This window comes from Arthrobacter sp. E3, assembly GCF_017353415.1.
Classification (GTDB): Bacteria; Actinomycetota; Actinomycetes; order Actinomycetales; family Micrococcaceae; genus Specibacter.
Map to the genome: position 1 here is coordinate 14,691 of NZ_JAFMPX010000026.1, position 23,295 is coordinate 37,985.

Sequence of the window (23,295 nt, forward strand, 5' to 3'; positions counted from 1 at the left end):
AGACCTGACCTTGAGCGTGGCTCAGTCGATTGTAGGAAAGACTGTCCCGGTATGTGCAACTTCTTCAGATGATCCCAATACACCGGGTCAGGTTCTTATAGAAAAGCCGTGGGAAAACCTGTACTCCGTTGACGGTATGAAGCTCCCGGCTAAAGTAAATCTTTCAGGCTCGGACAATGCGTCTTCCCCCTTAGCCGACTGCGATGTAAATCCATCAAACACCATCTACATTCAGTCGGATGGAAAATGGTTCAAGGCACGCTCCGTTGGTTGCAGCCAACTTGACTAGATAGACCAGGTCTTTCGTGCACGATACTCAAGTTGAACATGTGTCTGCAGAGACTGTGCGCTGGTCCTGACGAGTTGGACCGCCACAAGGGTAGCCGACACCGCACAACCACTATCATCATCGCCGTCAGAAATCCTGAACCCACGAGATGCAAGAGTGACCGCAGAAACCCTCGCTGTTGCGATGGCCATTTGGACCTGCTTGGCGGAACGTTCTGCCGAGTTTTCATGGTGTCCGACAATCTGCCCTTCGCCGGACAGACTTGCCTCTGACCTATGCCGCTGTTGCGCCAAGAAATCCGTCGTCCCACAAGAGCCGTCCGGTGTTTTTATTCGGGTGAGAAGGGGGCTTTTTACGGCATGTGCTTTGAAGCCGAGACGGTCGTCGCATCCGACAAAGGGCCCGTGCGGGTTTGGCCGGGAGCATTGCACCATGCCGAAACTCTCCATCTCCTCGGTTACATTTTCTCTACAAGGCTCGGCCAGGCGCCGTGGACGTCCTGGCGAACGCCGGAAAATGGGGTTCGTGATCATGCTGTCCGCGGGTTAACGTAAGCAGAGAATCCAACCGATGGGGTGGACCCCCATCGGTTACCAACGCTCCAAATTGCAGAACGCGATTGAAAATACTAGCGGTGAACAGCCCAGACACTGTCCAGTCGTACACAAAGCACGACGACGGGACGGCCTTCCAGCGCTGGGTTGAACACCCGCTCGCAGGAGACATAAAAGTTGTTCACATCCACCAGGGCGATGTGGGTGCTGCCCATGGCTTTTTCACGCAAGGCCTGGATCCGCATCAGGTTCGAAGCCGAAGCTGGCGATTGCCGTCCAGTTAGACATGGTGCAGGCACCGGGTGACTACGCCCCATACCGAAATCTCGCCTGCTTCCCCTGCCAGCACAGTCACCGCGGTTGCCGGGGACGGTGCATCGGCGGGTTCCGTTACCAAGGAGGGTGCGCCGTCGAGCATCACGAGGCGGCGGATGAGGAGCTCACCCTCCACCACGGCCACGACGACCGAACCATCGCGCGGAGTGAGGGAGCGGTCCACGATGATTTCGTCGCCGTCGGCTATGCCCGCCCCTGACATGGCGCCTCCGGAGACGCGCATGACGAAGGTGCAGGTACGGTCCCTTATCAGGTGTTTGTTGAGGTCGATCCCGCCATGGAAGTAGTCCTGAGCCGGGCTGGGGAAGCCGCTGGGAGCTGTATTGGGCGGCGTCGGTTCCACGAGGTCCATGCCAAACACCGCACCACCTCCTAGAACAAACATTCGACATTCAAGCGTACCACCGCAGCCGCAGCACCGGAGTTCCGCCTGCGTCAATCCGTGGTTAAGCCGAGGGCGGGACATGATCGCATGGACTAGGCAAGCGGTTGGACACTCGCTTAGGGTGGGAAACGGACGAAAGGAGCATTTCATGAAGAAAATCCTCATGGTACTGACCAGCGTTTCCGAGATTGCTGACACCGGCGAGAAGACCGGCTACAACGTGGCCGAGGCCGCACATCCCTGGAAGGTTTTCAAGGATTCCGGGCATTTCGTGGACTTCGCCTCCATCAAGGGCGGCCAGCCCCCACGCGACACGGTGGACTCCGAGGATCCCATTCAGGTTGCGTTCACGGAGGACGAGACCACGCGCGCAGGCCTCTACAACACGGCCCGCATCGACGTCGTTGACCCCGAACAGTACGACGCGCTCTACCTCGTGGGGGGCCATGGCACCATGTGGGACTTCCCGGACAGCGAAGGCCTGCAGAATCTTGTGGCCAGCGTCTACAACGCGGGCGGAGTGGTGGGCGCAGTCTGCCACGGACCAGCCGGCCTGGTGAATGTGAAATTGGAGAATGGGATCCACCTCGTCAATGGCAGAAAGGTGGCTGCCTTCACCAACGAGGAAGAGGTTGCCGCGGGCAAGGACAAAGTCATCCCCTTCTTCCTGGCAGACCGGCTCGAGGAACAGGGCGCAACCCACGTCGCCGCCGACGTCTTCGAGGAGAAGGTGGTGGTTGATGAGCGCTTGGTGACAGGCCAGAACCCAGCGTCCGCGGCTGGTGTGGCCAAGGAAATGGAGAAGCTTTTGGCCGAGGTCATCCACCAGGAAAAGGCTGAGGAACAGCACGAGGCAGAAGCCCTGCGTGCGGAGAAGGACGCCGAGAAGGAAGCCAAGAAGGCTGCCGCGGAAGCCGCGGAGCACTGACGCTACGAGCACAGTGGCCCCGACCGGGCACTGAAACTGACGGCCACCTTGAAACCCGAGGGGCCGTCAGTTTTCGTTTCCGCCACGACTGGCAGCCACGGGCGGCAATTGGCGGCAAACATGCTTGGGATGAACCGGTGCTGGCTCACCGTTAGGTGTTGGTGTCCGGGAGTTCTACGGTTGTGGTGTGGGAAGAAGAAAGAGCGCGGACAAGGTTCCAACTGCAGTGGGTGGCCCGTGGGAAGGCCACCTGCAGGGCAGCAACGGATACCGCAGGGTCCTGGCAGCACTTGCATGTTCGGGCGTGGCGACGTTTGCGCAGCTGTATTCGGTGCAGGGCCTACTGCCACTGATGTCACGCGATCTGGGCATCACCGCCGCGCAGGCAGCCCTGTCCGTTTCAGCCGCCACAGTGGGGCTGGCCATCGCCGTGTTGCCGTGGTCTTTTGCTGCCGACCGGCTTGGCAGGGTCCGCACCATGGGTTTGGCGGTGGTCATGGCAACGATTCTGGGCTTAATGGTCCCTGCTGCCCCTACTTTCGAAATTCTCCTCCTGCTGCGTGTTCTCGAAGGTGCTGCGCTGGGCGGGGTTCCCGCACTTGCCATCGCCTACCTGACCGAAGAGATCAGCCCCCGGCATGCAGGAGCGGCAGCCGGTGTCTACGTGGCCGGCACCACTATCGGCGGGCTTTCCGGCCGATTGATTGCCGGGCCCGTGGCAGAAATTGCAGGGTGGCGCATGGGCACCCTGGTTGTCTCCCTGTGCGCTGCGGCTGCCGCCGTCGGCTTTCTCATGCTGGCCCCCAAGCCCCGCGGCTTTGTGCCGGTGTCAACCTCCGGCGGCTTTGGCGGGGTCCTGCGCAAGCTGGTCCCGCAGTTGCGTAACAAGTCCCTGTTGGCCCTGTATGCCCAGGCTTTCTTGCTGATGGGCTCCTTTGTCAGCGTCTACAACTACCTGGGCTTCCGGCTGGAGGCGCCACCCTATCTTTTGCCGGCTTCCGCCATAGCGTTGCTGTTCCTGGCTTATCTGTCCGGGACGGTGTCTTCGCGTGCCGTTGCCGGACTGGCCACTCGGTTTGGCAAGCGCGCCATTCTCCTTGCATCCACCGGCGTGATGGTGGCTGGCTTGGCCCTGACGCTGGCCCATCCGCTTGCAGTTATTCTGGTGGGGCTGGTGCTGTTCACGGCTGGCTTTTTTGGCGCCCACAGCATCGCCTCCGGATGGACGGGAGCGCTGGCCGTCACTGGCCGGGCCCAGGCATCTTCGTTGTACAATCTCAGCTATTACGCCGGTTCGAGCCTGGTGGGCTGGAGTGCCGGTTTCGTCTTTCAACAGTTTGGCTGGACGGCCATGGCTGGTGCCCTGGCGGTGCTGGCGGCTCTGGCCGTTGCGGCTGCGTTGGGGCTGCTTCCCGGCCGGCAGCCCCGCAGACGGCCTACCCAATAACCGCTTTTGAGCACCGCACCCCCTCCTGCACTGGGCATACCCCATCAAATCCTGACGCCACAGTTACAGTGAAGTCAGAAACTAGAACCATCCAGGAAGCCAAAGTTAACGTTGCCCGAACCAGTGTCAGCAGGTGCAGGTCCTGATGGCTGGCGTGGATATTGTTGTCATTGTGCTGCTGAGTATTGCCGGAATGTTGTTTCTGACCCTTCAGTCAGGGCTTGCAGCAACAGTGGTGCGGCGCGTGGTTGCCGTACCGATCGGCTGGCTGAGCTCCATAGCCGTCGGCTTCGTCATGAGCGCCGCCATGGGGCCGAGCGTCCAGTAATTGCTTCGCGCGGGGACAGACCAAAATCCCAACGGTCTGAACGTGGCCCGCACCGTGGCAATGCTGTTCCTGATATTGGCCATCGGTTGGATTTTTGCCCTCGGCGTCGCCGCACTGGTGTACTTCGAGGCAGCTTTCCCCACAGGCACCCTGCGGAGTTTCAGCCAGATATTTACCGGATGGGAGGCTCGACGGCGGCGCGCCCGCCGCTATGCGTTCGTCCCCTCCATCGCGGTGCGCCACGGATTGGGCGCCCGGCTTCGTGGGGTCGGCCACGATGACGGGTTCGCCCAAGACGCGAAAATCGCCCAAGCTTTGCGCAACGCACTCAATAAAGCCGGCGTCGCCTTTATCAAAATGGGCCCGATGCTATCTACTGGGGTGGATCTGCTTCCGGGGGTTTACATCCGCGAACTGGAGTACTGCAAACCAAAGCTTCCCCTGCTCAACCGTCTTCCACGCCTCATCAACAAAATCAGCGAAGACTTGGAACAAGGCCGCTTCTCCATGAACGTACGGGTTTTGGGCCACTCCTTGGATCGCAGCTTCCTCACGGGGTTGTTCCAACAGCTCATTGTGATGCTGGTCTTCAGAAACGGTACCGACGACTAACTCCCACCTGCAGAAATTTCACCCCGGCAGCGACGCAAAGTGCTTGGATAGAAGCATGTCACTGCTCATTGTGCTGCGCGGCAATTCCGGCTCCGGCAAGAGCACGTTGGCCCAAGCGCTGCAACGCGAACTCGGTGCCGTCTGGATTGAGCAGGACTACTTTCGCCGGACTGTCCTGGGCGAAGTAGGCAACTACTCCCCGCTCACAATTGAGCTCATTGAACAGACGGTTGCACTGACGCTGAGCCACGACCGCACGGTTATTGCCGATGGCATGTTCAATGCCCGTAAATATAGTGCAAGCTTCAATACGCTGCGCGGGGCACATGCGGGGCACAGCTTGTTCTACGCCTACGACCTCACCTTGGCGGACACCCTTCGCCGCCATGCCACACGACCGCGCAAACAGGCGAGTTTTGGCGAGCAGGACATGCGCGGCTGGTACCACGGGTGGGACCCGTTGAACGGCATCGAAGAGCAGCGGATTTCAGCGCACGAATCTCTTGGCGAAGCAATGGCCCGCATACTGGACGATGTCCGGAACCTCTGAGCCGCCCGTGAGGCGGGCTAATCCGAGTTAGGCGGTCAGTCCCAAAAGGCTCATCCGTTTGGAGTGATTGCGCGTCAGCGTCCTGAGAATTTTTGTCACTTCGGCCGCAGCCTGCTCGTGGGTGGCGTCAGGGCGCAGCCCCACCAGGAAGCTGTGCTTGGCTCCGATGTGCTGCACCTGGCTCAGCGCCTCCCCCACGAGCCGGCGGCCCCATAGTGCAAGCCGGGAGGAAAGCCGCGGATCTTCGGCCAGCATCTTCTTCAACATGGACGTCAGCCGTTCCACTTGTTCATCGCTGGTGCGCACTTGGGCGATCGCTTCACGGGTGGGCGCATCCAGGTGCTCCGCAATGGCCGCATAGAACTCCTCGGTGATCGTTTCCACCACATAGGCCTTCATAAGCGACTCATGCCAGTCTGCCGGCCGGGTGCGCTCGTGGAACGCATCCACCATGCGCTGGTAGGGCGCCATGGCCAGTTCCGGATCCATGCCCATGGCTTCCAGGCGTGCACACATCGCTTCATAATGGCCAAATTCCGAGACCGCCATTTTCCCCAACACTGCCTTGTCGCTCAATGAAGGCGAGTGCCGCGCGTCAGCTGCCAGACGCTCAAACGCGGAGAGTTCCCCATACGCAATACTGCCGAGCAGATCCACCACAAAAGTGTCATAGCGGGCCCGTAGTTCCCCGGCAGTTACGTAATCATCGGCGTCGGATGCTGAAATACTCATAGGCCCCAGCGTAGTGCTTGCCGCGCCGCCCTTGTTCTTGGGATGGAATCGTTTACGCTGAAACCGTGCCGTACTCCCATATTGGCGTCAGACGTAGCGCCGCCCAGCAGTCACTCGCCCAAGCACTGGCCGCCCTGAGTGAGGAGTTCAAACTCCCTGACGGCTTCACCCCCGATGTCCTGGCCGAAGTTGATGCCGTCATCGCCGGCCATGCCCTCCCCGCCCCGGATCTGACAGCGCTGCCGTTCATCACCATCGACCCTGCAGACTCACAGGACCTCGATCAGGCAATGTACCTGGCGCGCAGCGACGACGGCTATGTGGTCCACTACGCCATTGCCGACGTTCCCGCTTTCGTGCCGCCCGGAGGCCCGCTGGACTCGGAGACGCGCCGCCGCGGCCAGACCATCTACACTCCCGGTCAGCGCATCCCACTGCATCCGCTGACCCTGAGTGAGGGCGCCGCGAGCCTATTCGCCGACGACACCCGCTCCGCGTTCGTCTGGGAAATCCACCTGGCCGCAGACGGCTCCCAGACCAGCTGCAGCGTTCGACGCGCCACGGTGCGCAGCATCGCCAAGCTCGGATATGAGCAGGCCCAGGAAATGTACGACGCCGGGAACGCACCTAGCGCCTATGCCGGCACCTTGGAGCTGCTGGCCGAGATCGGGACGAAGCGCATCGAGCTGGAACGCGCCCGCGGCGGTGCCAGCCTGAACGTGCCAGCACAGGAAGTGGAGTTCACGGACGGCCGCTACGTCCTGCAATTTCGGCCCAACCTGCCCATTGAGGACTGGAACGCCCAAATTTCCCTGCTCACGGGAATGGCCGCGGCCCAGGTCATGATCAAGGGCAAGGTGGGCATTTTGCGCACCATGCCGCCACCTGATGAGGAAGCCATTGCCGCCTACCGTGCGCGAACCGTGGCGCTGGGTAATCCGTGGGGCACGGACATGGCCTACGGCCAGTACCTGCGCACGCTGAACACCGAAGACCCCAAGGATCTGGCGCTCATGCATGCAGCCACCACCTTGTTCAGAGGTGCCGGCTACACGCCCTTCAACGGTGAAGTCCCGGAAAAGGTTCTCCAGGCTGCCGTGGCAGCGCCCTATGCGCACACCACCGCTCCACTGCGCCGCCTCGTGGATCGTTTTGTGCTGGCCATCTGCGCGTCCCTGTGTTCCAACGAGGACGTCCCGGCATGGGCCATTGACTCGCTGGATGAACTGCCGGACATCATGAATGCCTCCAATCAGCTGGCCGCGAAGGTGGACAGGGCAGCCATTGACACCGTCGAAGCAGCACTGTTGCGTCACTTCGTGGGAGACGAGTTTGACGCCGTCGTGCTTTCCGGGCCGAAGAACAACGGACGCAGCTCAAAGGCATCCGCCGCCCGCAGCACCATCCAGATTTCCGTCCCTGCTGTGACAGGTTATTGCGAAGGGGCGCTGGAGCCAGGCACCATGGTGCGCGTCAAGCTGGTCAAGGCGGACATCGCCACCCGCACCATCACCTTTGTACCTGCCGCATCCACCCCCATCCGGAGCTAGTGGCTGGGCCGACAGAGTGGCTGGGTGGCTGGCAATAATGGCTTTAACTTCGCGCCCGCGGGGGAATTAGGCTGCGTGCCGTTAGACTAAAAGGGTAGACATGGATGCCCGGTCGTTGATTGATAGTTTTTAGTTCAACAAACCCGCCCCTACGCGCGTCTTTTTAGTTCCTCCCCCACCCGCCTTTCCGGCGATGGGAGGGCAAGTTTTTGTTAGCCCGCGATCGGCTTCCCTAAGATTGTGCCGCCGTCCCCGGCTCCGTGAGGCCCATCATTGCGCCCGCGTTGAGCCCAGGCAGGAAGCACCTTGTATAGACGAATTGAACGGTAAGCATTTGAGCATTGAAGCAGATTCCCTCCTGCAGGCTGAAGACAGCAGCGAGAAAGTCGAAATTGACGGCACACTGAGCAGCAACGAGCCTCCCCGCCAGGAAGAGAAGGAAACGTTCGCCAGCTTCGGCGTGCACCATGAGATCGTTTCCTCACTGACCGAGGCCGGCATCATCCACCCCTTCCCCATCCAGGCCATGACGTTGCCCATCGCCTTGACCGGACACGACATCATTGGCCAAGCCAAGACCGGAACGGGCAAGACGCTCGGCTTCGGCATCCCGGCCCTGAACCGAATCGTGGCCCCGAAGGATGAGGGCTTTGAGAAGCTCGCAGCGCCGGGCGCACCCCAGGCCATGATCATCGTGCCCACACGCGAACTTGCCGTGCAGGTTGCCGGTGACCTGGTCACAGCGTCCAAGCACCGCGGCATCCGCATCGCCACCATTTACGGTGGCCGCGCCTACGAGCCGCAGATCGAGGCCCTGCAAAAGGGTGTTGAACTGGTTGTTGGCACCCCGGGCCGCTTGATCGACCTGCTCAAGCAGCGCCACTTGAACGTTAAGCACGTTCGCATCGTGATCCTTGACGAGGCCGACGAAATGCTCGATCTGGGCTTCCTGCCCGACGTTGAGACGCTGATTTCCGGAACCCCGGCCGTGCGCCAAACCATGCTTTTCTCGGCCACCATGCCCGGCCCGGTCGTGGCCATGGCACGCCGTTACATGACCCAGCCCACGCACATCCGTGCTGCTGATCCCGACGACGAGGGCCTGACAAAGCGCGACATCCGCCAGCTGATCTACCGCGCCCACAACCTTGACAAGATCGAGGTGCTGGCCCGCATCCTGCAGGCCAACGGCCGCGGCCGCAGCATTATTTTCACGAAGACCAAACGCACGGCAGCGAAGGTTGCAGAGGAATTGGTTGACCGCGGATTCGCCGCCGCTGCCATCCACGGCGACCTGGGCCAGGGCGCCCGCGAGCAGGCTCTGCGTGCTTTCCGCAACAACAAGGTTGATGTGCTTGTCGCCACCGACGTCGCAGCTCGCGGCATCGATGTGGATGACGTCACGCACGTGGTGAACTACCAGTGCGTCGAGGACGAAAAGATCTACCTGCACCGCGTGGGCCGTACTGGCCGTGCAGGCAACAAGGGCACGGCCGTGACATTCGTCGACTGGGATGATATGCCGCGCTGGGCCTTGATCAACAAGGCCTTGGGCCTCAGCGTTCCTGAACCCGTTGAGACGTACTCGTCCTCACCGCACCTGTACACCGACCTTGACATTCCTGCCGGAACCAAGGGCCGCCTGCCGCGCAACCAGCGCACGCACGCCGGCATTGACGCAGAGGTTCTTGAGGATCTCGGCGAGACCGGCAAGCGCAACTCCCCCAAGTCTGAGGCCCCCCGTGGTGGAAACCGCGGAGGCAACCGCTCGGGTGCCCGTCATGGTGAGAAGCGTCGCGAAGAGTCCGGCGCCGGTGATAAGCACGACGGCGGGCGTAACCGCCGTCGTACATCCACCGAAACTGCCGCACCAGCTGAGGGCGGCGCTCCCGCCGAGGCTCGCGCAGCACGCCCCAGGCGCAGCCGCACCCGTCGCCGCAACGGCGAAGTCGTGGCACAGCAGGACAGCGGCGAGTAACCAGCATGTTCTAGCAGCGAGCAAAAATGCCGCAGTTTGACGAAAATGCCACGGTACAAACCCCGGCATTTTCGCCAAACTGCGGCATTTTTCGTTGAGTCCGCGTGTGCCTACCGCGTGTGCCTACAACCACTACCGGTGCACCGGCTACTGCAAGAACGGCTTAGTGCCCGTTCCGTGCCCCAAAATACGCTCCAAGGCTGATGGATCAGTCAGGTTTTCACCCAGCAGATTCGGCTTCCCCGCCCCATGGTAGTCGGAGGAGCCTGTCATGATCATGCCGGTTTCCGCCGCCAGTTTGCGCAGCCATTCACGGCCCTCGGGTGGGTTGTCCCGGTGATCGACCTCCAAGCCCAGCAGTCCGGCGTCGATCATGTCATGGAAGACCTCAGGTGGCGCCACCCGTCCCCTCGCCGCAGCGACAGGGTGCGCAAACACGGGCACGCCGCCAGCAGCGCGCACCAGCTCCACTGCCTGGACGGGGTCCGGGGCATAGTGGCTGACAAAGTAGCGTGAACGCGAGGTCAAGATGCTGGCGAAGGCCTCACTTCGGTCTGCCACAACGCCAGCTGCAACCAGGGCGTCGGCAATGTGCGGGCGCCCAATCGTGGCACCTGGGGCCACGTGGTCGTTGACGTCCGCCCAGCTCAGCGGGTAGTCCTCGGAAAGGAGCTCCACCATGCGTTCGGCGCGGCTCAGGCGGGCAGTTCTGGCCTTGGTGATCTCCTCCAGCAGTCCCGGGTGAGCCGGATCCTGCAGGTAGCAGAGCAGGTGAACGCTGACGCCACGGTCCGTCTTGCAGGAAATTTCCATACCCGGCACCAGTCCCACCCCGTGCTCATGGGCCGCCTCCAGCGCCTCTGCCCAGCCAGCCGTGGAGTCGTGGTCAGTCAACGCCATGACGTCCAGGCGTGCCTGCGCGGCCGCGGCCACCAGCTCAGCCGGAGTCTGGGTGCCGTCGGAAATATTGGAATGGGTATGCAGATCGATCCTCACGCCCCAAGCGTACGTCGCCCGCCCTCTTATGAAGCAGTCGCCACCTTCTGGGCACGGCCCGGTACCGGCCTACCCCGGGTGGATTGCCCCGCCTTTGTCCCTTTTCGCAAGCGGTGGGAGACTTAAGGAGTGAACCACAATGAGAAAACCCCCGCGAACACCGACCATTCAAGCGAGCAGCCTCTCGAGGAGCGGGTGAACAACCGTTCACACCGTCCCGACTCGGACGCTTTCCGCACCTTCATGGCCTCCCAGTGGGCCCCCGGCTCCGCTGAGCTCCCCGCCCGGGCCGAGGTGGCAGATCACGCCGCGCGTCGCCGTCGTGCGATTTCCGGGCAGTTCAAGAACGAACGCCTCGTCATCCCGGCCGGGCCGTTAAAAGTCCGCTCCAATGACTGCGACTACCGTTTCCGCCCGCACTCCGCCTTTGCACACCTGACAGGCCTTGGCGTGGACCATGAGCCCGACGCCGTACTGGTGCTTGATCCCGTAGCTGACGGTGAAGGGGACGACGGCGGCAACCACCGCGCCACCTTGTACTTCCGTCCCATGGCTGGCCGGGACTCCAAGGCGTTTTACGCAGATTCGCGCAGCGGCGAGTTTTGGATTGGCCGCCGCCCTACCCTCGCAGAGTTCCAGGCCCTCCTCGGCCTGCCCACCGCGGACCTGAGCGAGCTTGAAGTGGCTGTCACCAAGAACGTTGGCGAGACCAGCGTTGGCGGCACGTCCATCCGCTTGGTGCGCAAGGTGGATGAAAATATCGATGCCCTGGTGGACACTGCCCGCTACAACACGGCGAAAAACCCGGACGCCATGGACTTCTCCATCCTGGACGACCTCGACGCACAGCTCGCCGAGGAACTGTCCGCCCTTCGCCTGGTCAAGGACGAGTGGGAAATCGAGCAGATGAAGGTCGCTGTGGCCGCCACGATCGCCGGCTTCGAAGAGATTGTGAAGGCCCTGCCCCGCGCGGTCGCCCACAAGCGCGGCGAGCGCGTTGTGGAAGGTGCGTTCTTTGCCCGCGCCCGCGAAGAAGGCAACGAGCTGGGCTACGACACCATTGCCGCCGCCGGCAACAACGCCACGGTCCTGCATTGGAACCGCAACACCGGCACCGTCGATTCCGGCAAGCTGCTGCTCGTCGACGCCGGGGTGGAAGCAGACACACTATACACGGCCGACGTCACTCGCACGCTGCCGGTCAACGGCAAGTACACCGAGGTCCAGCGGAAGATCTACCAGGCCGTACTGGATGCTGCCGACGCCGCCTTCGCCGTAGCCGTACCGGGACGGAAGTTCCGCGAAGTGCATGAGGCCGCCATGAAGGTCCTGGCCGAGCGCCTCTCCGACTGGGGCATGCTGCCTGTCACCGCGGAGGTGGCGCTCTCCCCCGCCGGCCAGCAGCACCGCCGCTGGATGCCGCACGGCACCAGCCACCACCTGGGCCTTGACGTGCACGACTGCGCCCAGGCCCGCGCCGACCTCTACATTGACGGCATCATCACCGAGGGAATGATCTTCACCATTGAGCCTGGCCTGTACTTCAAGGACGAGGACCTGGCCATTCCGGCCGAGTACCGCGGCCACGGCGTCCGCATCGAGGACGACATCCTCATCACCGCCAACGGCCCCGTCAACCTGAGCGCGGCACTGCCCCGCGAGGCCGACGCCGTCGAAGCATGGATGGCGAACCTGCTGGGCTGATGCACCAGCTTTAGACGCGCCTGCAACAGAACGCCTGCAACAAAGGGCGACGTCGGTACCCATGTTTGGGTGCCGACGTCGCCCTTTGTGTATGTTCCCCGTCAGGCCCAGGGTCACTCCTCGGCGTCACTGACCCGCAATTAGCGCCTTGAGCGCAGCGACGTGGGACGCATACGCCTTCCGACCCTCCCCCGTGAGCCCGGCCCATGTCTTGACGCGTCCCTTACCGGTCGGCTTGGTGAGCGTGAGGTAACCGGCGTCCTCGAGCACCTTCAGCTGCTTGCTCGTGACGGAGTCTGCCACCCCGAGCATGTCGCGGATAATACTGAATTCTGCCCGGTCCACGGTGCTCAGGAACGCGCAGATGCGCAGGCGGTTGGGTGCGTGGATGACCTCATTGAGCCCTACTTCAGTCGGCACGGTCACGGTTGTTCCCGCAGCTGGGTGCGCAGAGCCACGTCAAATCTGTGACCAAAAAAGTTCACGGCAACGAAAATGACTACACCCGCCACCCATGCAGGCCAGTCAAGTCCATGCACGGCGTGTAAATAGTACGCAACGCCCAGGCAGGCCACCATGATCACCACTAAGGGAAGCGTCCACCAGCTGGCCCTTCCTGCCCTGAGACCGTTGATCCACATCCCGGTCTTCTCCTTATACACCCCCATGAGGACGCCTAAACCACCAAAATATAGGACGGTGACGATGAGCACGGCCACAATGTCGCCGGTCGCGTAGACAACAACGAACACCGCGGCCAGCAGACCAAGAATTGGGTGGTACCACCAGGGAGTCACGAGGCGATCGGCTGCGTTGGACCTCGCACCGCCAATGGCAGCGAGGGTGGCATGCGCATCGTGGGTTGGAGCGGCTTCGGGGTTCTGTTCGTTTTCCATGGTGGAAAGTCAACCACTTTCCACCATGGAAAGTCAAGAGTATAACGAAGCAGTCAGCTGATCGAGGCAGAAATCGGCGGCAATAGCCATCCCGGCCATTCGTATGACAGCTCCTGCGGGTGTGCTGTCGTGACTACGATTCATACTGCAGCTCCGGCGGGTGACACGCGGACCAACCCACATCAGCCGCAGTACTGTCTACGGGCGGAACGTGGCACCCGCATCAGCTGCTGTATGAATCACTCAACCCGGCGGCATGGCGACTTAAACTCAACAACCCGCAGGCGACTGCGGGTTGTTGTCATTCGATTTCTACTTAATCAGGGAACTACCGGACGCACATTCAGGCGCCGGATCCGCCACCTTGGCCATCGGCAGGTGCGTTAGGGTCCTTGGATGCCGGAGCGGGCTCCACTCGAATGCCGTATTGCGGGCGCCCATCAGGCAAATCATGGAACTGTCCCCGCGGGGTTGGCGCCTGGGCCGGATGAGTATTCGCGTCTCCCTGAGCGTTTTCACCCTGTCCGGATGAATCGCCGGCTAAGTGGTCTGCCGGCGCGTAGGGATCATGCCAGCCTTCGGGCCGTGTTGGAGCCGGACCAGATGAAGCCGGCGGCTGTGCCGGAGGGCGGTATCCCTGATTTTGTCCTTGGCCGTGGAAGCCCTGTCCCTGGTACGCCTGTGTTGGTCGGGGAGCGTTGGAGTTCATCGGCAGCTGGGCCAGCAGGCGGCGTGCGTCCATGACCACATCAGCGGTGACAATCACGTCATAGCTGGTGGCCAACACCTGATTGGTGGAGGTGAAGTCGCGCTTGCCACGCTGGGCTGCGTAGCCAATGATCGCGAACAACATCCACAGCGCAGCCCCCAAAAGGACTGACGTGAAAACGTTGAGATACGGTGCACCACCATTGCTTCCGGAATTAAAGAAGGAGAGCATCACGCCAATGAACAAGCCAAACCATGCACCGGTCATAGCGCCAGTGAGGGCCACACGCGGGTAACTGAGCTTCCCTGTCACCCGCTCCACGATCTTCAGGTCGTTGCCCACAATAGAGACATGCTGGACGGGAAACTTTTCATCCGCCAAGTAGTCAACTGCCTTTTGCGCATCCAAGTAAGAAGTGTAGGAACCGATTGTTTCGCCGGTGGGAACAATGCGGGCCTCGTCCTGTGGTCGGGAGCGTCCAAAGAGGTTTGCCATGCTCCTATTGTCCATCATGATGCTGCACGTTGACTGGAGTATCGCTGGCAGTGAAATGAAAGGACCATGAGCGTCACCTGCGACGCTCTGCCAAGCCCACGTCCAGGGCTTGACCGCGACGTCAATGGCAGGAGTAAAGGTTGGGCCATTGTACGAGCGGGGAAGTAGCCTGTATCTGTGAGTACACAACCAACACGAATCTTTGTTGCCCGACTTTTGGGCCTTGACGTCTTTGACCCCATCGGGGACCGTCTTGGGAAGCTGCGCGACGTCGTCGTTCTGGGTCGTAAGCTGAACGCGGCACCCCATGCGGTGGGCATAGTAGTGGAAGTTCCCGGCAAGAAGCGGGTCTTTGTGCCCATGACCCGACTGACCTCCATGGACCAGTCCCAAATTATCTGTACCGGTTTGGTGAATTTGCGTCGCTTTGAACAGCGCGGCGCCGAGCAGCTGGTGGTGGGCGGGATTTTTGACCGCAAGGTGACACTCGTAGATGGCAGCGGCGTGGCCGTCATCGAAGATATCGCCATGGACCAGCAGAACAATGGCGATTGGCTTGTCACTAAACTTTTTGTTCGCCGCGGAGCCTCCACGTCCCGCCTTCGTGGCCTGCGCCGCGGACACACCGTGCTGATTGACTGGTCCGAAGCGCGAACCGAGGATGACACGCAGCCACAAAGCGCCACCTTCTTCGTCGCCAACCATGAGAGCCTCAAACCGGCGGACTTTGCCGACGCCATGCAGGACATGAGTAACAAACGCCGTGTGGAAGTGGCCAGCGAACTGCAGGATGAGCGCCTGGCAGACGTCATGTCCGAGCTCCCTGAAGATGATCAGGTCACGTTGCTCTCTGCCTTGGACAACGAGCGAGCAGCCGACGTGCTGGAAGAAATGGACCCTGACGACGCCGCCGACCTTCTGGCGGATCTGCCCAAGGCCAAGGCAGAGCAGCTTCTGCTGCTCATGGAACCGGATGAGGCGAAGGATGTTCGCCGCCTGCTCCAATATGCGGAAGGAACAGCCGGCGCTCTCATGACGCCCGTCCCCGTCATCCTCCCCCCTGAAGCGACCGTTGCAGAAGCGCTGGCCCACGTCCGCAGTGAAGACCTCTCCCCCGCACTGGCATCGGCCATCTTCATTTGCCGACCACCCCTGGAAACCCCCACCGGACGCTTCCTTGGCGTGGTCCACATCCAACAGTTGCTGCGCAGCGCGCCCCCCGAACAATTGGGCACCATTGTGGATAAGAACCTCAGCCCCGTCTCGGACCAGGATGATATTGCGGTGGTCAGCCACATCATGGCCTCCTACAACCTCAACTCCCTTCCAGTCCTCAATAAGGAAGGCCGCCTAGTTGGCGCCGTCACGGTTGACGACTTGTTGGACCATCTCTTGCCTGACGACTGGCGCACCCATGAAGACGGGGCACCGTTTAGGAAATTAGGAGGACGCATTGGCTGAGCGGCACCACGCAAAGGGTGGCGGCCTTGACACGCCCATGGAGCTGAAATCCCGGCTCCTGCCCAACCTGACCAGCGACCCGGACTTCTTCGGCCGCTTCGCCGAACGCTTTGCCCGCTACATGGGTACGGCCAATTTCCTGCTGTATATGACAGTGTTCGTCATTGTCTGGATCTCCATCAATGTCGTTGGTCTTTTCGGCCTGCACTGGGACCCCTACCCGTTCATTTTGCTTAACTTGTTCTTCTCCACCCAGGCTTCCTACGCTGCGCCGTTGATTCTCCTGGCACAGAACCGCCAGGACGACCGCGACAGGGTACAGATTGAGCAGGACCGCTCCCGCAATGAGCGCAATTTGGCCGACACCGAGTACCTGACCCGCGAGATTGCGGCCCTGCGTATTTCCTTGCGTGAAGTGGCCACACGAGACTTTGTCCGCTCGGAACTGCGCGGTCTGCTCGAAGAGTTACTGGCCGTGCAGGACGATCCCCATACATCAGGCCCGCAAACAGAGGGTCGGGATACCCTGAAAGAGACCCGTAACTCCAAGCGCTCCACCAATCCCTAAGGTCTGCTCCATGAATGCCCCGTCCCACTCCACTTTGCTTGCCGCTCTGGCCACGGTCATTGACCCTGAACTGCGCCGGCCCATCACGGAATTGGGCATGGTCGAGTCGGTGGAGGCGTTAGACGGCGGCCGGGTACGCGCCGTCGTCCGCCTCACGATAGCTGGCTGCCCCCTGCGCGGGACCATCACGGCGGATGTCACGGGCGCACTGGCCAAGCTCGACGGCGTCACTGACGTTGACGTGGAGCTGACCGTCATGACTGCCGAACAACGTGCGGAGCTCAGGGAACGATTGAAGGGCAGCGCACCCGAGCGTGGCATCCCCTTCAACGACGAAGGCTCACTGACCCGTATTTATGCCGTGGCCAGCGGCAAGGGAGGTGTGGGCAAGTCCTCGGTCACCGTCAACCTTGCCTGCGCCCTTGCGGCGAGGGGGCTGCGCGTGGGCATTGTGGACGCAGATGTTTACGGATTCTCGGTTCCCGGGCTCATGGGCATCACGCAGGCGCCCACGCGTGTGGATGAAATGATCCTGCCGCCGGTGTCCCACGGTGTGAAGGTCATTTCGATCGGCATGTTCGTGGCCGGCAACCAACCCGTTGCCTGGCGCGGGCCCATGCTGCACAGGGCACTGGAGCAGTTCCTGTCCGATGTCTACTTCGGGGACTTGGATATTCTGCTTCTGGACCTGCCGCCGGGCACGGGCGACGTGGCGATTTCCGTGGCGCAGCTGCTGCCCAAGGCTGAGCTGCTGGTGGTGACAACCCCGCAGGCGGCCGCTGCCGATGTGGCCGAGCGCGCCGGTGCCATTGCCGTCCAGACGGGGCAGAAAATTGCCGGCGCCATTGAAAACATGTCCTTTTTGACTCTGCCCGACGGCAGCACCATGGAGTTGTTCGGCTCCGGCGGCGGCGAGCTGCTTGCCAAGCGGCTATCACAAACCGTCAACTCACCCGTGGAGCTGCTGGGGCAGATCCCGCTCGACGTCGCCTTGCGTGAGGGCGGCGACGCGGGTTTGCCCATAGTTCTCTCGGATCCGGATTCGCCAGCGGCTGCGGCCCTGCTGGCCATTGCGGACAGGCTGGCCGTGCGTCCGCGCGGGCTTTCCGGGCTGAGCCTGGGCGTCACCCCCCGCTAACACCGACGCTCCTGCACTTTCGGGGCGTAAAACACCGACGCTCCTGCACTTTCGGGGCTGGCCGACGCCGCGAAAGCGCGATTTCGAGCGGCCGAAGCCTGCGAAGCAGACCCGCCGCAATATAAAGAAGGGGTTTCTACGTCGCTTCGACGTCGAACGGGGCGCGCTCACCCTCGGGGAGGCGGACAATCTCGGGCTCCGCGGCAACCGGGACGGCACTCTTGTCGCTGTCCTTGCCCATCATGGAGGCGATGGCCGCACCCGGGGCCATCTTCAGTGAGTTCAGCGCTTCCGCGTCGTCGTCATCAAGCAGCGCCTCGCGAATAATGCGGCGGGGGTCGTACTGGCGCGGGTCAAGTTTCTTCCAGTCAATGTCATCAATGTCCACGCCGGCCTCTTCGCGAATTGTTTCACGCGCACCGGAAGCCATCTTGCGCACCTCGCGAATGAGGTTCTTCAGCTTCTCCAAGTAGCCGGGAAGCCGGGAAGGGCCGATCACCAGGACTGCCACAATGATAATCAGGACCAGCTCGGGGGTATTGATACCAAACACGTTAGGAAGATTACCCTCTCAAGGCTCAAAGCAACGATTCCCAGCGTTAATGCTTGAACGTTTAGGGATTATTCTTTGTCTACGGACTGTTGGCAACTGCCAAGGAAAAGTCTAGCCTGCGGTCCCCATCCGCGGCAGCTTCAACAGCGGCTTGCGCGCAGGGCGGGCGTTGCTGCTGCCTCCGGGGGCCCTGTCTGCCAAAGATTCCCGCAGCATGGACCGGCCGCGGTGGATGCGCGAACGCACCGTGCCGAGCTTGATACCCAACGCATTCGCCACTTCGTCGTAGGAGAGGCCTTCCATGTCACAAAGTACGACGGCGGCACGAAAGTCTGGCGGCAAGGCCTCCAACGCTGCGGCAATGTCATTGTCGAGGTTGTTGAATTCAAAGATCCGCTCGGGGCCCGGATCGTTCCCGGGCAGGCGGGCGGCAGCATCCTCGGACAAGGTGTCGAAGCGAATTCGCTGCTTGCGGCGTGCCTGGTCGAGGAACAAGTTGGTGGTGATGCGGTGCAGCCAGCCGTCGAGGGTGCCTGGCTTGAAGTTTGCCAGGGACTTGAACACGCGGACAAACACTTCTTGGGTGAGATCTTCGGCGTCGTACTTGTTGCCTGTGAGCCGGTACGCAAGGCGGAAAACCTTGGCGGAGTGGTTTTCAACCACCTCAGTCCATGAGGGCATGACCCACTCAGCTGCAACTTCCTGTCCGGCTGTACTGGCGGGAAGAATCACGGGGTTTACGCTCGGACTCATCTCTGCACCTCGGTTCAATCTCGTCTGCTCTTCCCACGGCGGGAATGTCTAGCCTAGGGAACGATCCCTGTATGTCCCAATATTGTGCCAAACGTTGCTGACATTTAGCTGAGCGGTACCCGCCAGTACACCGGGCGCACAGGCAGTAGGCTAGAGGTAGCCACCGCAACAGCTACTGCCCATGTTAGGAAACACTGCCCTTGAGCGCCGACAAATCCACCAGCTGGTCCTATGCAGAGGGACTCCCTGTGGAAGACATTGTTCTGCGACGTGCCCGGGAACGCTCTCACGAGTTGGGCCTATTCGCCGTCAGCCCAGGAGTGGCGGCCACACTGACCGTCCTCGCTGCCAACTCGAAGGCGCAAACGGCCGTAGAAGTTGGCACCGGCGCCGGCGTCTCCGGCGTTTCGCTCCTGCGCGGGCTGGGTCCGCGGGCTGTGCTGACCACCATCGACCCCGACGTCGACCACCTCAAGGCGGCGCGCGAGGCCTTTGCCGAGTCCGGATCGCCAGCCAACCGCACGAGGACCATTTCCGGCCGTGGACAGGATGTGCTGCCACGGCTGACGGACTGCGCCTACGACTTGGTGTTCATTGATGCCGACAAGCCCAGTTTCCCCGAGTACGTGGAACAGGCCATCCGTCTGCTCAAACCGGGTGGATTGCTGATTGTCAATGACGCCCTGGACAAGGACCGGGTCTCGGATCCCGCTATCCGCGAAACCAGTACAGTGGTGCTGCGCCGCGTCGGCAAGCTCATCCGCGACAACGAAGCGCTGATCAGCACTATGCTGCCCACCGGCGACGGCCTGTTGCTGGCAGTCAAGCGGCAGCAACCCTAACCGCATCAGTTCTTCTATGAGAACAAAAAAGTGGAGGAACAGCAGTTGCTGTTCCTCCACTTTTTTCGAACTTTTCTGGAGGGTGCTACTTGGTTGCCCCTACCAGGCAATCCTTGAGGCTGACGGCCTCGTCGGCGTTCATCTCAACCACGAGCCGCCCGCCACCTTCCAGCGGCAGACGCAGAATCAAGCTTCGACCTTCTTTAGTCACTTCCATTGGACCGTCGCCGGTTCTAGGTTTCATGGCCGCCATCAGGAGTTCCCCTTTTCGTAGTGCACACCTGCCCTGCCTGGGCTTTCCCCAGCAGGGCTTTCTGTTGTATTGCTCACAACCTATTATTCCGTACTGGCTGCCCGGGCGCTAATCGGCGCGCCCACCCTGACACAGACGATGCCATTAGGGCGGCCAAGCCTGGCCGGTGCTGATGGCGGAAAATTGCCACAACCACACCACCCACACGATTTGCAGGACGCCAAACAGCACCAGCACGCTCCAGCGGTACGCACGGGAGCGGGAGATGAAGGCAGACGCCAAGGCCAGCGGAAACAATGGAAGCAGCATACGGAACGTGCTGGACTGTGGATGCAAAACGGCCAGCAGGTACAACAAGTACATGGTGCACCAGATGCGCAGTTCCAGCCCGATCCGTCGGACGGCCCTGGAATTCAAGTAAAGCGCTGCCAGCGCCACAAAAAGTATGGGCAGCACGGGCCCCCAGAATGGCCCCATCAGAGAAACACCGGCATCGAACCACGGTTTGAAAAGTACCAACGACGTACCGCGCCATGCAGTTTCAGTATCGGTGTAGGCGCTGCGCTCCCCCGTCACCCACCACGCTGCCAGCATCCATGCAAACGCCATGAGGGCGCTCAAAACCAGCAGCCCCGTGCCGGCAGCCCTGTCCCTGCGCGGAAACGGTTCATCGTTTCGGTGCCGCCAGCGCAACAGCAGATGCACAAGCACGACAGCGGCAAACGGCACCCCTGCCGGACGCGTCAGGCACAGCAGTACCACCATGGGCATCGCGGCCCAGTAGTTTCGCTTGATCAGCAGATCCAGCGCAGCAGCGATGAAGAAGATGCCCAACGATTCGGCATAGGGAACTTGCAGGATCGGGGAAGCCGGGAACACAGCAAAGAACGCCACGCCCCACAAGGCCGTCAATGTTGAAGCGACGTACTTGAACAGGCAGAAGATCATGAGCGCCGCGGCCAGCCCTGCCATGGTTGCCACGGTGGCCCCGGATGTTGCCCAACCCCATCCGGTCACGGCACTGAGTCCACGCGCCAACAGTGGGAAGAGTGGATAAAAGGCCCATTCGTTGGGTTGCGCAGTGCCGTCGTCGTTGCGCGGGATGCTGGTCGGGTAGCCGCCGTTGAAGATTCGCTCGTACCAGCCGGCATCCCAGCGGTCGATGAACGTCAAGTAGTCAGGCTGCTGGCCACCCCATGGGGATGCTTCGGCATGCCAGGCCGCACCCAGCAGGATGGCATAAGAAACAAACCGGGCTGCGCCATAGATCAACGTGACCTTCAGCCACCACGGAGCCTTCCGCAACGGGGCGAGAACACTGCGCAACATGGCGTAGAGCTCATCGTTGACGGTGTGCACCGGACCCGTTTCCAGAGCACGTTTATTCGGCCCGCTCACGGCAGGGTCAAAGCTTTTTCCGGTGCCAGCCAACACTCCGGCTGGTGGTCATTGACGACGCCGATGGCCTGCATCATGGCATAGGCGGTGGTTGGTCCGACAAACGAAAACCAGTACTTTTTGAGGCTTTTCGCCAGCTGCCGCGATTCGGGCGTCTGCGTTGGAATCGGTGCCCCTGCGGGCCGGGTGGAGGCAGGGGCCTCCGAGGCGATGAGCGAACCGAGTGTGGTTCCGGAAGGCAGTGCCAGAAGTGCTTTGGCATTGCCAATCGTGGCGTTGATTTTCAGGCGGTTGCGCACAATTGAAACATCCGCCATGAGACGTTCGACGTCGCTCGGGCCAAAGCTGGCAACGATTGCCGGATCGAAGTCGGCAAAGGCCGCTCTGAATGCCTCGCGCTTGCGCAAGATGGTGAGCCAGCTGAGACCGGACTGAAAGGCTTCAAGGCTCAGCCGTTCAAACAGCTCCGCTTCGCCTGCCACTGCCCTGCCCCACTCGAGGTCATGGTAGCGCTGGTATTGTTTGTCGCTCTCAATCCCAGCCCAGGCACAGCGGATCCGTCCGTCGTCTTCGGCCACCCCTGTCATATCCGATCAGCCGTTGTGGCTGGTGTCTGCGTCAGCATTGCCGCGTGCAGCATCGCGGTCGGGTGTGAGCAATGCACCTTCCAGCTCAGTGATGCGCTCATTCTTGGTTGCCAACTCATCTCGGAGTCGGTCAAGGACTTCGTCAACCTGATCCATACGGTAGCCCCGCAGCCCCAAGGAGAACCGCAACTTATCCACATCAGCGGGCTCGGGCGTGCCCGGCAGGAGAACCGGTGGCAGATTCGCCACGGGCGCGGCCAGCGCGTCAGCATATACGGGAGCATCGGGCTCCTGCCTGTTCAGGCCCACCACGTACAGCGCCGCTGCCGCAGCCACCGCCACCGCCAGAAAGATCAAGAAATAGGTCACTAGACCATGGTGCCAGACGCGCGGCCATACTGGCGTATGTCACGCCGCCAACAGCAAGCTACAGCGCCCCACAGCAATGATGTCAGCCCCGACGGGCAGCGACTTTTGCACCGGCCTTGCCAGCCATGACGAGTTCCACGGCTTCTTCGGCCGTATCCACGATCGAGATAATGTCCATGTCCCCCACCGAAACAAGGCCTCGTTCAATGACCACGTTGCGAATCCAGTCAAGCAGCGGACCCCAGAATTCCTTGTCCACAAGCACAATGGGGAATTGGCTGACCTTGCTGGTTTGCACAAGGACCATGGCTTCAAAGAGCTCGTCCAAGGTGCCCAGTCCTCCGGGCAGCACCACGAAGCCTTGGGCGTACTTCACGAACATGGTCTTCCGGGCGAAGAAGTAGCGGAAGTCGACGCCCAGGCCAACCCATTCGTTCATGCCTTCTTCAAAAGGAAGTTCAATACCCAGGCCAATGGACAGCCCGCCTGCCTCTGCAGCACCCCGGTTGGCTGCTTCCATGGACCCGGGCCCGCCCCCGGTGATGACCGCTACACCCGCTTCGACCAGACGCTTGCCCACTTCAACCCCGGTGGCGTAAAACGGTGAGTCCCGTTTGGTCCGAGCCGAACCGAACACGCTGATGGCCGGGCCAATTTCAGCCAACGCATCAAAGCCCTGCACGAACTCGCTTTGGATCCGCATGACCCGCCACGGGTCGGTGTGGGTGAAATCGCTGCTCGGCGGGGTCTCCAGCAGCCGGGCATCCGCGGTTTCGTGGCCCTTGCCGTTTTTGCGCCATATGCCGAATCGTCTAAGTTGCGGGCGAATGGGGCTGCTGGGTCCTGTGGGTGCGCTCATGCCCATAAGGCTACGTGAAAACCGC

26 protein-coding genes are annotated in these 23,295 nt (G+C 61.5%); 12 read left to right on the forward strand and 14 right to left on the reverse strand.

All coding sequences use genetic code 11. The features are described 5' to 3' along the window. Positions 1-917: 917 nt before the first annotated feature. Both JMA46_RS11655 and umuD read right to left on the reverse strand, forming a co-directional pair. Complete coding sequence (locus JMA46_RS11655; protein ID WP_207345546.1) at positions 918-1,088, reverse strand: hypothetical protein; 171 nt, start codon at positions 1,086-1,088, stop codon at positions 918-920. Between the two features lie 35 nt (positions 1,089-1,123). Beyond that, positions 1,124-1,531 carry a translesion error-prone DNA polymerase V autoproteolytic subunit gene (umuD, locus tag JMA46_RS11660; RefSeq protein WP_247647258.1) on the reverse strand — a complete coding sequence of 136 codons (408 nt, stop codon included), beginning with the start codon at positions 1,529-1,531 and terminating at the stop codon, positions 1,124-1,126. A gap of 181 nt (positions 1,532-1,712) precedes the next feature. Between umuD and JMA46_RS11665 the strand changes: the two genes are divergently transcribed. From JMA46_RS11665 to JMA46_RS11685, 5 genes are all read left to right on the forward strand, one after another. Further along, a complete protein-coding gene (locus JMA46_RS11665; RefSeq protein ID WP_207345508.1) occupies positions 1,713-2,492 on the forward strand; it encodes a type 1 glutamine amidotransferase domain-containing protein in 780 nt (259 codons plus the stop codon). Positions 2,493-2,679: 187 nt separating this feature from the next. Next, positions 2,680-3,939 carry an MFS transporter gene (locus JMA46_RS11670; protein ID WP_348770140.1) on the forward strand — a complete coding sequence of 420 codons (1,260 nt, stop codon included), beginning with the start codon at positions 2,680-2,682 and terminating at the stop codon, positions 3,937-3,939. A gap of 133 nt (positions 3,940-4,072) precedes the next feature. Continuing rightward, the gene (locus tag JMA46_RS11675) at positions 4,073-4,267 is read left to right on the forward strand and encodes a hypothetical protein (protein ID WP_207345509.1); all 195 of its coding nucleotides are present in this window, start codon (positions 4,073-4,075) and stop codon (positions 4,265-4,267) included. A gap of 42 nt (positions 4,268-4,309) precedes the next feature. Further along, positions 4,310-4,879 carry a hypothetical protein gene (locus tag JMA46_RS11680; protein ID WP_207345510.1) on the forward strand — a complete coding sequence of 190 codons (570 nt, stop codon included), beginning with the start codon at positions 4,310-4,312 and terminating at the stop codon, positions 4,877-4,879. 55 nt (positions 4,880-4,934) lie between these two features. After that, on the forward strand, positions 4,935-5,429 hold the full coding sequence (locus tag JMA46_RS11685; RefSeq protein ID WP_207345511.1) for an AAA family ATPase: 495 nt from the start codon (positions 4,935-4,937) through the stop codon (positions 5,427-5,429). A gap of 27 nt (positions 5,430-5,456) precedes the next feature. On the opposite strand, the gene JMA46_RS11690 is transcribed toward JMA46_RS11685, so the two are convergent. Further along, a complete protein-coding gene (locus tag JMA46_RS11690) occupies positions 5,457-6,161 on the reverse strand; it encodes a ferritin-like fold-containing protein (protein WP_207345512.1) in 705 nt (234 codons plus the stop codon). A 65-nt stretch (positions 6,162-6,226) separates the two neighbouring features. On the opposite strand from JMA46_RS11690, the gene JMA46_RS11695 reads away from it, so the two are divergent. Together JMA46_RS11695 and JMA46_RS11700 are read left to right on the forward strand one after the other, a co-directional pair. Beyond that, the gene (locus tag JMA46_RS11695) at positions 6,227-7,711 is read left to right on the forward strand and encodes an RNB domain-containing ribonuclease (RefSeq protein WP_207345513.1); all 1,485 of its coding nucleotides are present in this window, start codon (positions 6,227-6,229) and stop codon (positions 7,709-7,711) included. 334 nt (positions 7,712-8,045) lie between these two features. Then, entirely contained in the window at positions 8,046-9,689 is a 1,644-nt protein-coding gene (locus JMA46_RS11700; protein WP_247647256.1) for a DEAD/DEAH box helicase, read from the forward strand. 147 nt (positions 9,690-9,836) lie between these two features. Here JMA46_RS11700 and JMA46_RS11705 read toward each other — a convergent pair whose 3' ends face one another. Next, complete coding sequence (locus JMA46_RS11705; protein WP_207345515.1) at positions 9,837-10,685, reverse strand: PHP domain-containing protein; 849 nt, start codon at positions 10,683-10,685, stop codon at positions 9,837-9,839. A 129-nt stretch (positions 10,686-10,814) separates the two neighbouring features. Here JMA46_RS11705 and JMA46_RS11710 point away from each other — a divergent pair, with 129 nt between their 5' ends. Next, positions 10,815-12,389, forward strand: a complete 1,575-nt coding sequence (locus JMA46_RS11710; RefSeq protein WP_348770141.1) for an aminopeptidase P family protein — start codon at positions 10,815-10,817, stop codon at positions 12,387-12,389. 126 nt (positions 12,390-12,515) lie between these two features. Here JMA46_RS11710 and JMA46_RS11715 read toward each other — a convergent pair whose 3' ends face one another. The 3 genes from JMA46_RS11715 to JMA46_RS11725 form a co-directional block, all read right to left on the reverse strand. Next, positions 12,516-12,815 carry a transcriptional regulator gene (locus JMA46_RS11715; protein WP_207345516.1) on the reverse strand — a complete coding sequence of 100 codons (300 nt, stop codon included), beginning with the start codon at positions 12,813-12,815 and terminating at the stop codon, positions 12,516-12,518. Continuing rightward, positions 12,812-13,285, reverse strand: a complete 474-nt coding sequence (locus JMA46_RS11720) for a hypothetical protein (RefSeq protein ID WP_207345517.1) — start codon at positions 13,283-13,285, stop codon at positions 12,812-12,814. The genes JMA46_RS11715 and JMA46_RS11720 overlap by 4 nt, the downstream gene beginning before the upstream one ends. Positions 13,286-13,628: 343 nt before the next feature. Then, complete coding sequence (locus JMA46_RS11725; RefSeq protein WP_207345518.1) at positions 13,629-14,489, reverse strand: general stress protein; 861 nt, start codon at positions 14,487-14,489, stop codon at positions 13,629-13,631. Between the two features lie 177 nt (positions 14,490-14,666). Here JMA46_RS11725 and JMA46_RS11730 point away from each other — a divergent pair, with 177 nt between their 5' ends. From JMA46_RS11730 to JMA46_RS11740, 3 genes are read left to right on the forward strand one after another with little or no spacing between them, the layout of a single operon-like run. Next, positions 14,667-15,950 (forward strand): CBS domain-containing protein, encoded by a 1,284-nt coding sequence (locus JMA46_RS11730; RefSeq protein ID WP_207345519.1) that lies wholly within the window; start codon positions 14,667-14,669, stop codon positions 15,948-15,950. Positions 15,951-15,987: 37 nt separating this feature from the next. Beyond that, on the forward strand, positions 15,988-16,518 hold the full coding sequence (locus JMA46_RS11735) for a DUF1003 domain-containing protein (protein ID WP_207345543.1): 531 nt from the start codon (positions 15,988-15,990) through the stop codon (positions 16,516-16,518). 10 nt (positions 16,519-16,528) lie between these two features. Beyond that, positions 16,529-17,656 (forward strand): P-loop NTPase, encoded by a 1,128-nt coding sequence (locus JMA46_RS11740; protein ID WP_207345520.1) that lies wholly within the window; start codon positions 16,529-16,531, stop codon positions 17,654-17,656. 136 nt (positions 17,657-17,792) lie between these two features. Here the strand turns inward: JMA46_RS11740 and JMA46_RS11745 are convergent, their stop codons facing one another. Both JMA46_RS11745 and sigE read right to left on the reverse strand, forming a co-directional pair. After that, positions 17,793-18,209, reverse strand: coding sequence for a twin-arginine translocase TatA/TatE family subunit (locus JMA46_RS11745; RefSeq protein ID WP_207345521.1), 417 nt, complete (start codon positions 18,207-18,209; stop codon positions 17,793-17,795). 111 nt (positions 18,210-18,320) lie between these two features. Beyond that, positions 18,321-18,962, reverse strand: coding sequence for an RNA polymerase sigma factor SigE (gene sigE, locus JMA46_RS11750; protein WP_207345522.1), 642 nt, complete (start codon positions 18,960-18,962; stop codon positions 18,321-18,323). Positions 18,963-19,162: 200 nt separating this feature from the next. Here sigE and JMA46_RS11755 point away from each other — a divergent pair, with 200 nt between their 5' ends. Next, positions 19,163-19,804: an O-methyltransferase gene (locus tag JMA46_RS11755; protein WP_207345523.1), complete on the forward strand. Its 642-nt coding sequence runs from the start codon at positions 19,163-19,165 to the stop codon at positions 19,802-19,804. A gap of 85 nt (positions 19,805-19,889) precedes the next feature. Here the strand turns inward: JMA46_RS11755 and JMA46_RS11760 are convergent, their stop codons facing one another. The 5 genes from JMA46_RS11760 to JMA46_RS11780 all read right to left on the reverse strand — a co-directional run bounded on the left by JMA46_RS11760 (position 19,890) and on the right by JMA46_RS11780 (position 23,270). Next, a complete protein-coding gene (locus JMA46_RS11760) occupies positions 19,890-20,057 on the reverse strand; it encodes a DUF3117 domain-containing protein (protein ID WP_207345524.1) in 168 nt (55 codons plus the stop codon). A gap of 144 nt (positions 20,058-20,201) precedes the next feature. Continuing rightward, positions 20,202-21,455: a hypothetical protein gene (locus JMA46_RS11765; RefSeq protein ID WP_348770142.1), complete on the reverse strand. Its 1,254-nt coding sequence runs from the start codon at positions 21,453-21,455 to the stop codon at positions 20,202-20,204. Continuing rightward, entirely contained in the window at positions 21,452-22,042 is a 591-nt protein-coding gene (locus JMA46_RS11770; protein WP_207345525.1) for a DNA-3-methyladenine glycosylase I, read from the reverse strand. Before JMA46_RS11770 ends, JMA46_RS11765 begins: the two co-directional genes overlap by 4 nt. Positions 22,043-22,048: 6 nt before the next feature. Continuing rightward, entirely contained in the window at positions 22,049-22,411 is a 363-nt protein-coding gene (locus JMA46_RS11775; RefSeq protein WP_207345526.1) for a DivIVA domain-containing protein, read from the reverse strand. 82 nt (positions 22,412-22,493) lie between these two features. Further along, positions 22,494-23,270: a TIGR00730 family Rossman fold protein gene (locus tag JMA46_RS11780; RefSeq protein WP_207345527.1), complete on the reverse strand. Its 777-nt coding sequence runs from the start codon at positions 23,268-23,270 to the stop codon at positions 22,494-22,496. Between the last annotated feature and the right edge of the window lie 25 nt (positions 23,271-23,295).

Bases quoted from the DNA above. Each gene is read 5' to 3' on its own strand.
- JMA46_RS11665 (WP_207345508.1), top strand. From the start codon at position 1,713: ATGAAGAAAATCCTCATGGTACTGACCAGCGTTTCCGAGATTGCTGAC.
- JMA46_RS11690 (WP_207345512.1), bottom strand. From the start codon at position 6,161: ATGAGTATTTCAGCATCCGACGCCGATGATTACGTAACTGCCGGGGAA.
- JMA46_RS11685 (WP_207345511.1), top strand. From the start codon at position 4,935: ATGTCACTGCTCATTGTGCTGCGCGGCAATTCCGGCTCCGGCAAGAGC.
- JMA46_RS11770 (WP_207345525.1), bottom strand. From the start codon at position 22,042: ATGACAGGGGTGGCCGAAGACGACGGACGGATCCGCTGTGCCTGGGCT.
- umuD (WP_247647258.1), bottom strand. From the start codon at position 1,531: ATGGACCTCGTGGAACCGACGCCGCCCAATACAGCTCCCAGCGGCTTC.
- JMA46_RS11740 (WP_207345520.1), top strand. From the start codon at position 16,529: ATGAATGCCCCGTCCCACTCCACTTTGCTTGCCGCTCTGGCCACGGTC.
- JMA46_RS11735 (WP_207345543.1), top strand. From the start codon at position 15,988: ATGGAGCTGAAATCCCGGCTCCTGCCCAACCTGACCAGCGACCCGGAC.
- JMA46_RS11725 (WP_207345518.1), bottom strand. From the start codon at position 14,489: ATGGCAAACCTCTTTGGACGCTCCCGACCACAGGACGAGGCCCGCATT.
- sigE (WP_207345522.1), bottom strand. From the start codon at position 18,962: ATGAGTCCGAGCGTAAACCCCGTGATTCTTCCCGCCAGTACAGCCGGA.
- JMA46_RS11780 (WP_207345527.1), bottom strand. From the start codon at position 23,270: ATGAGCGCACCCACAGGACCCAGCAGCCCCATTCGCCCGCAACTTAGA.
- JMA46_RS11760 (WP_207345524.1), bottom strand. From the start codon at position 20,057: ATGGCGGCCATGAAACCTAGAACCGGCGACGGTCCAATGGAAGTGACT.
- JMA46_RS11655 (WP_207345546.1), bottom strand. From the start codon at position 1,088: ATGCGGATCCAGGCCTTGCGTGAAAAAGCCATGGGCAGCACCCACATC.
- JMA46_RS11720 (WP_207345517.1), bottom strand. From the start codon at position 13,285: ATGGAAAACGAACAGAACCCCGAAGCCGCTCCAACCCACGATGCGCAT.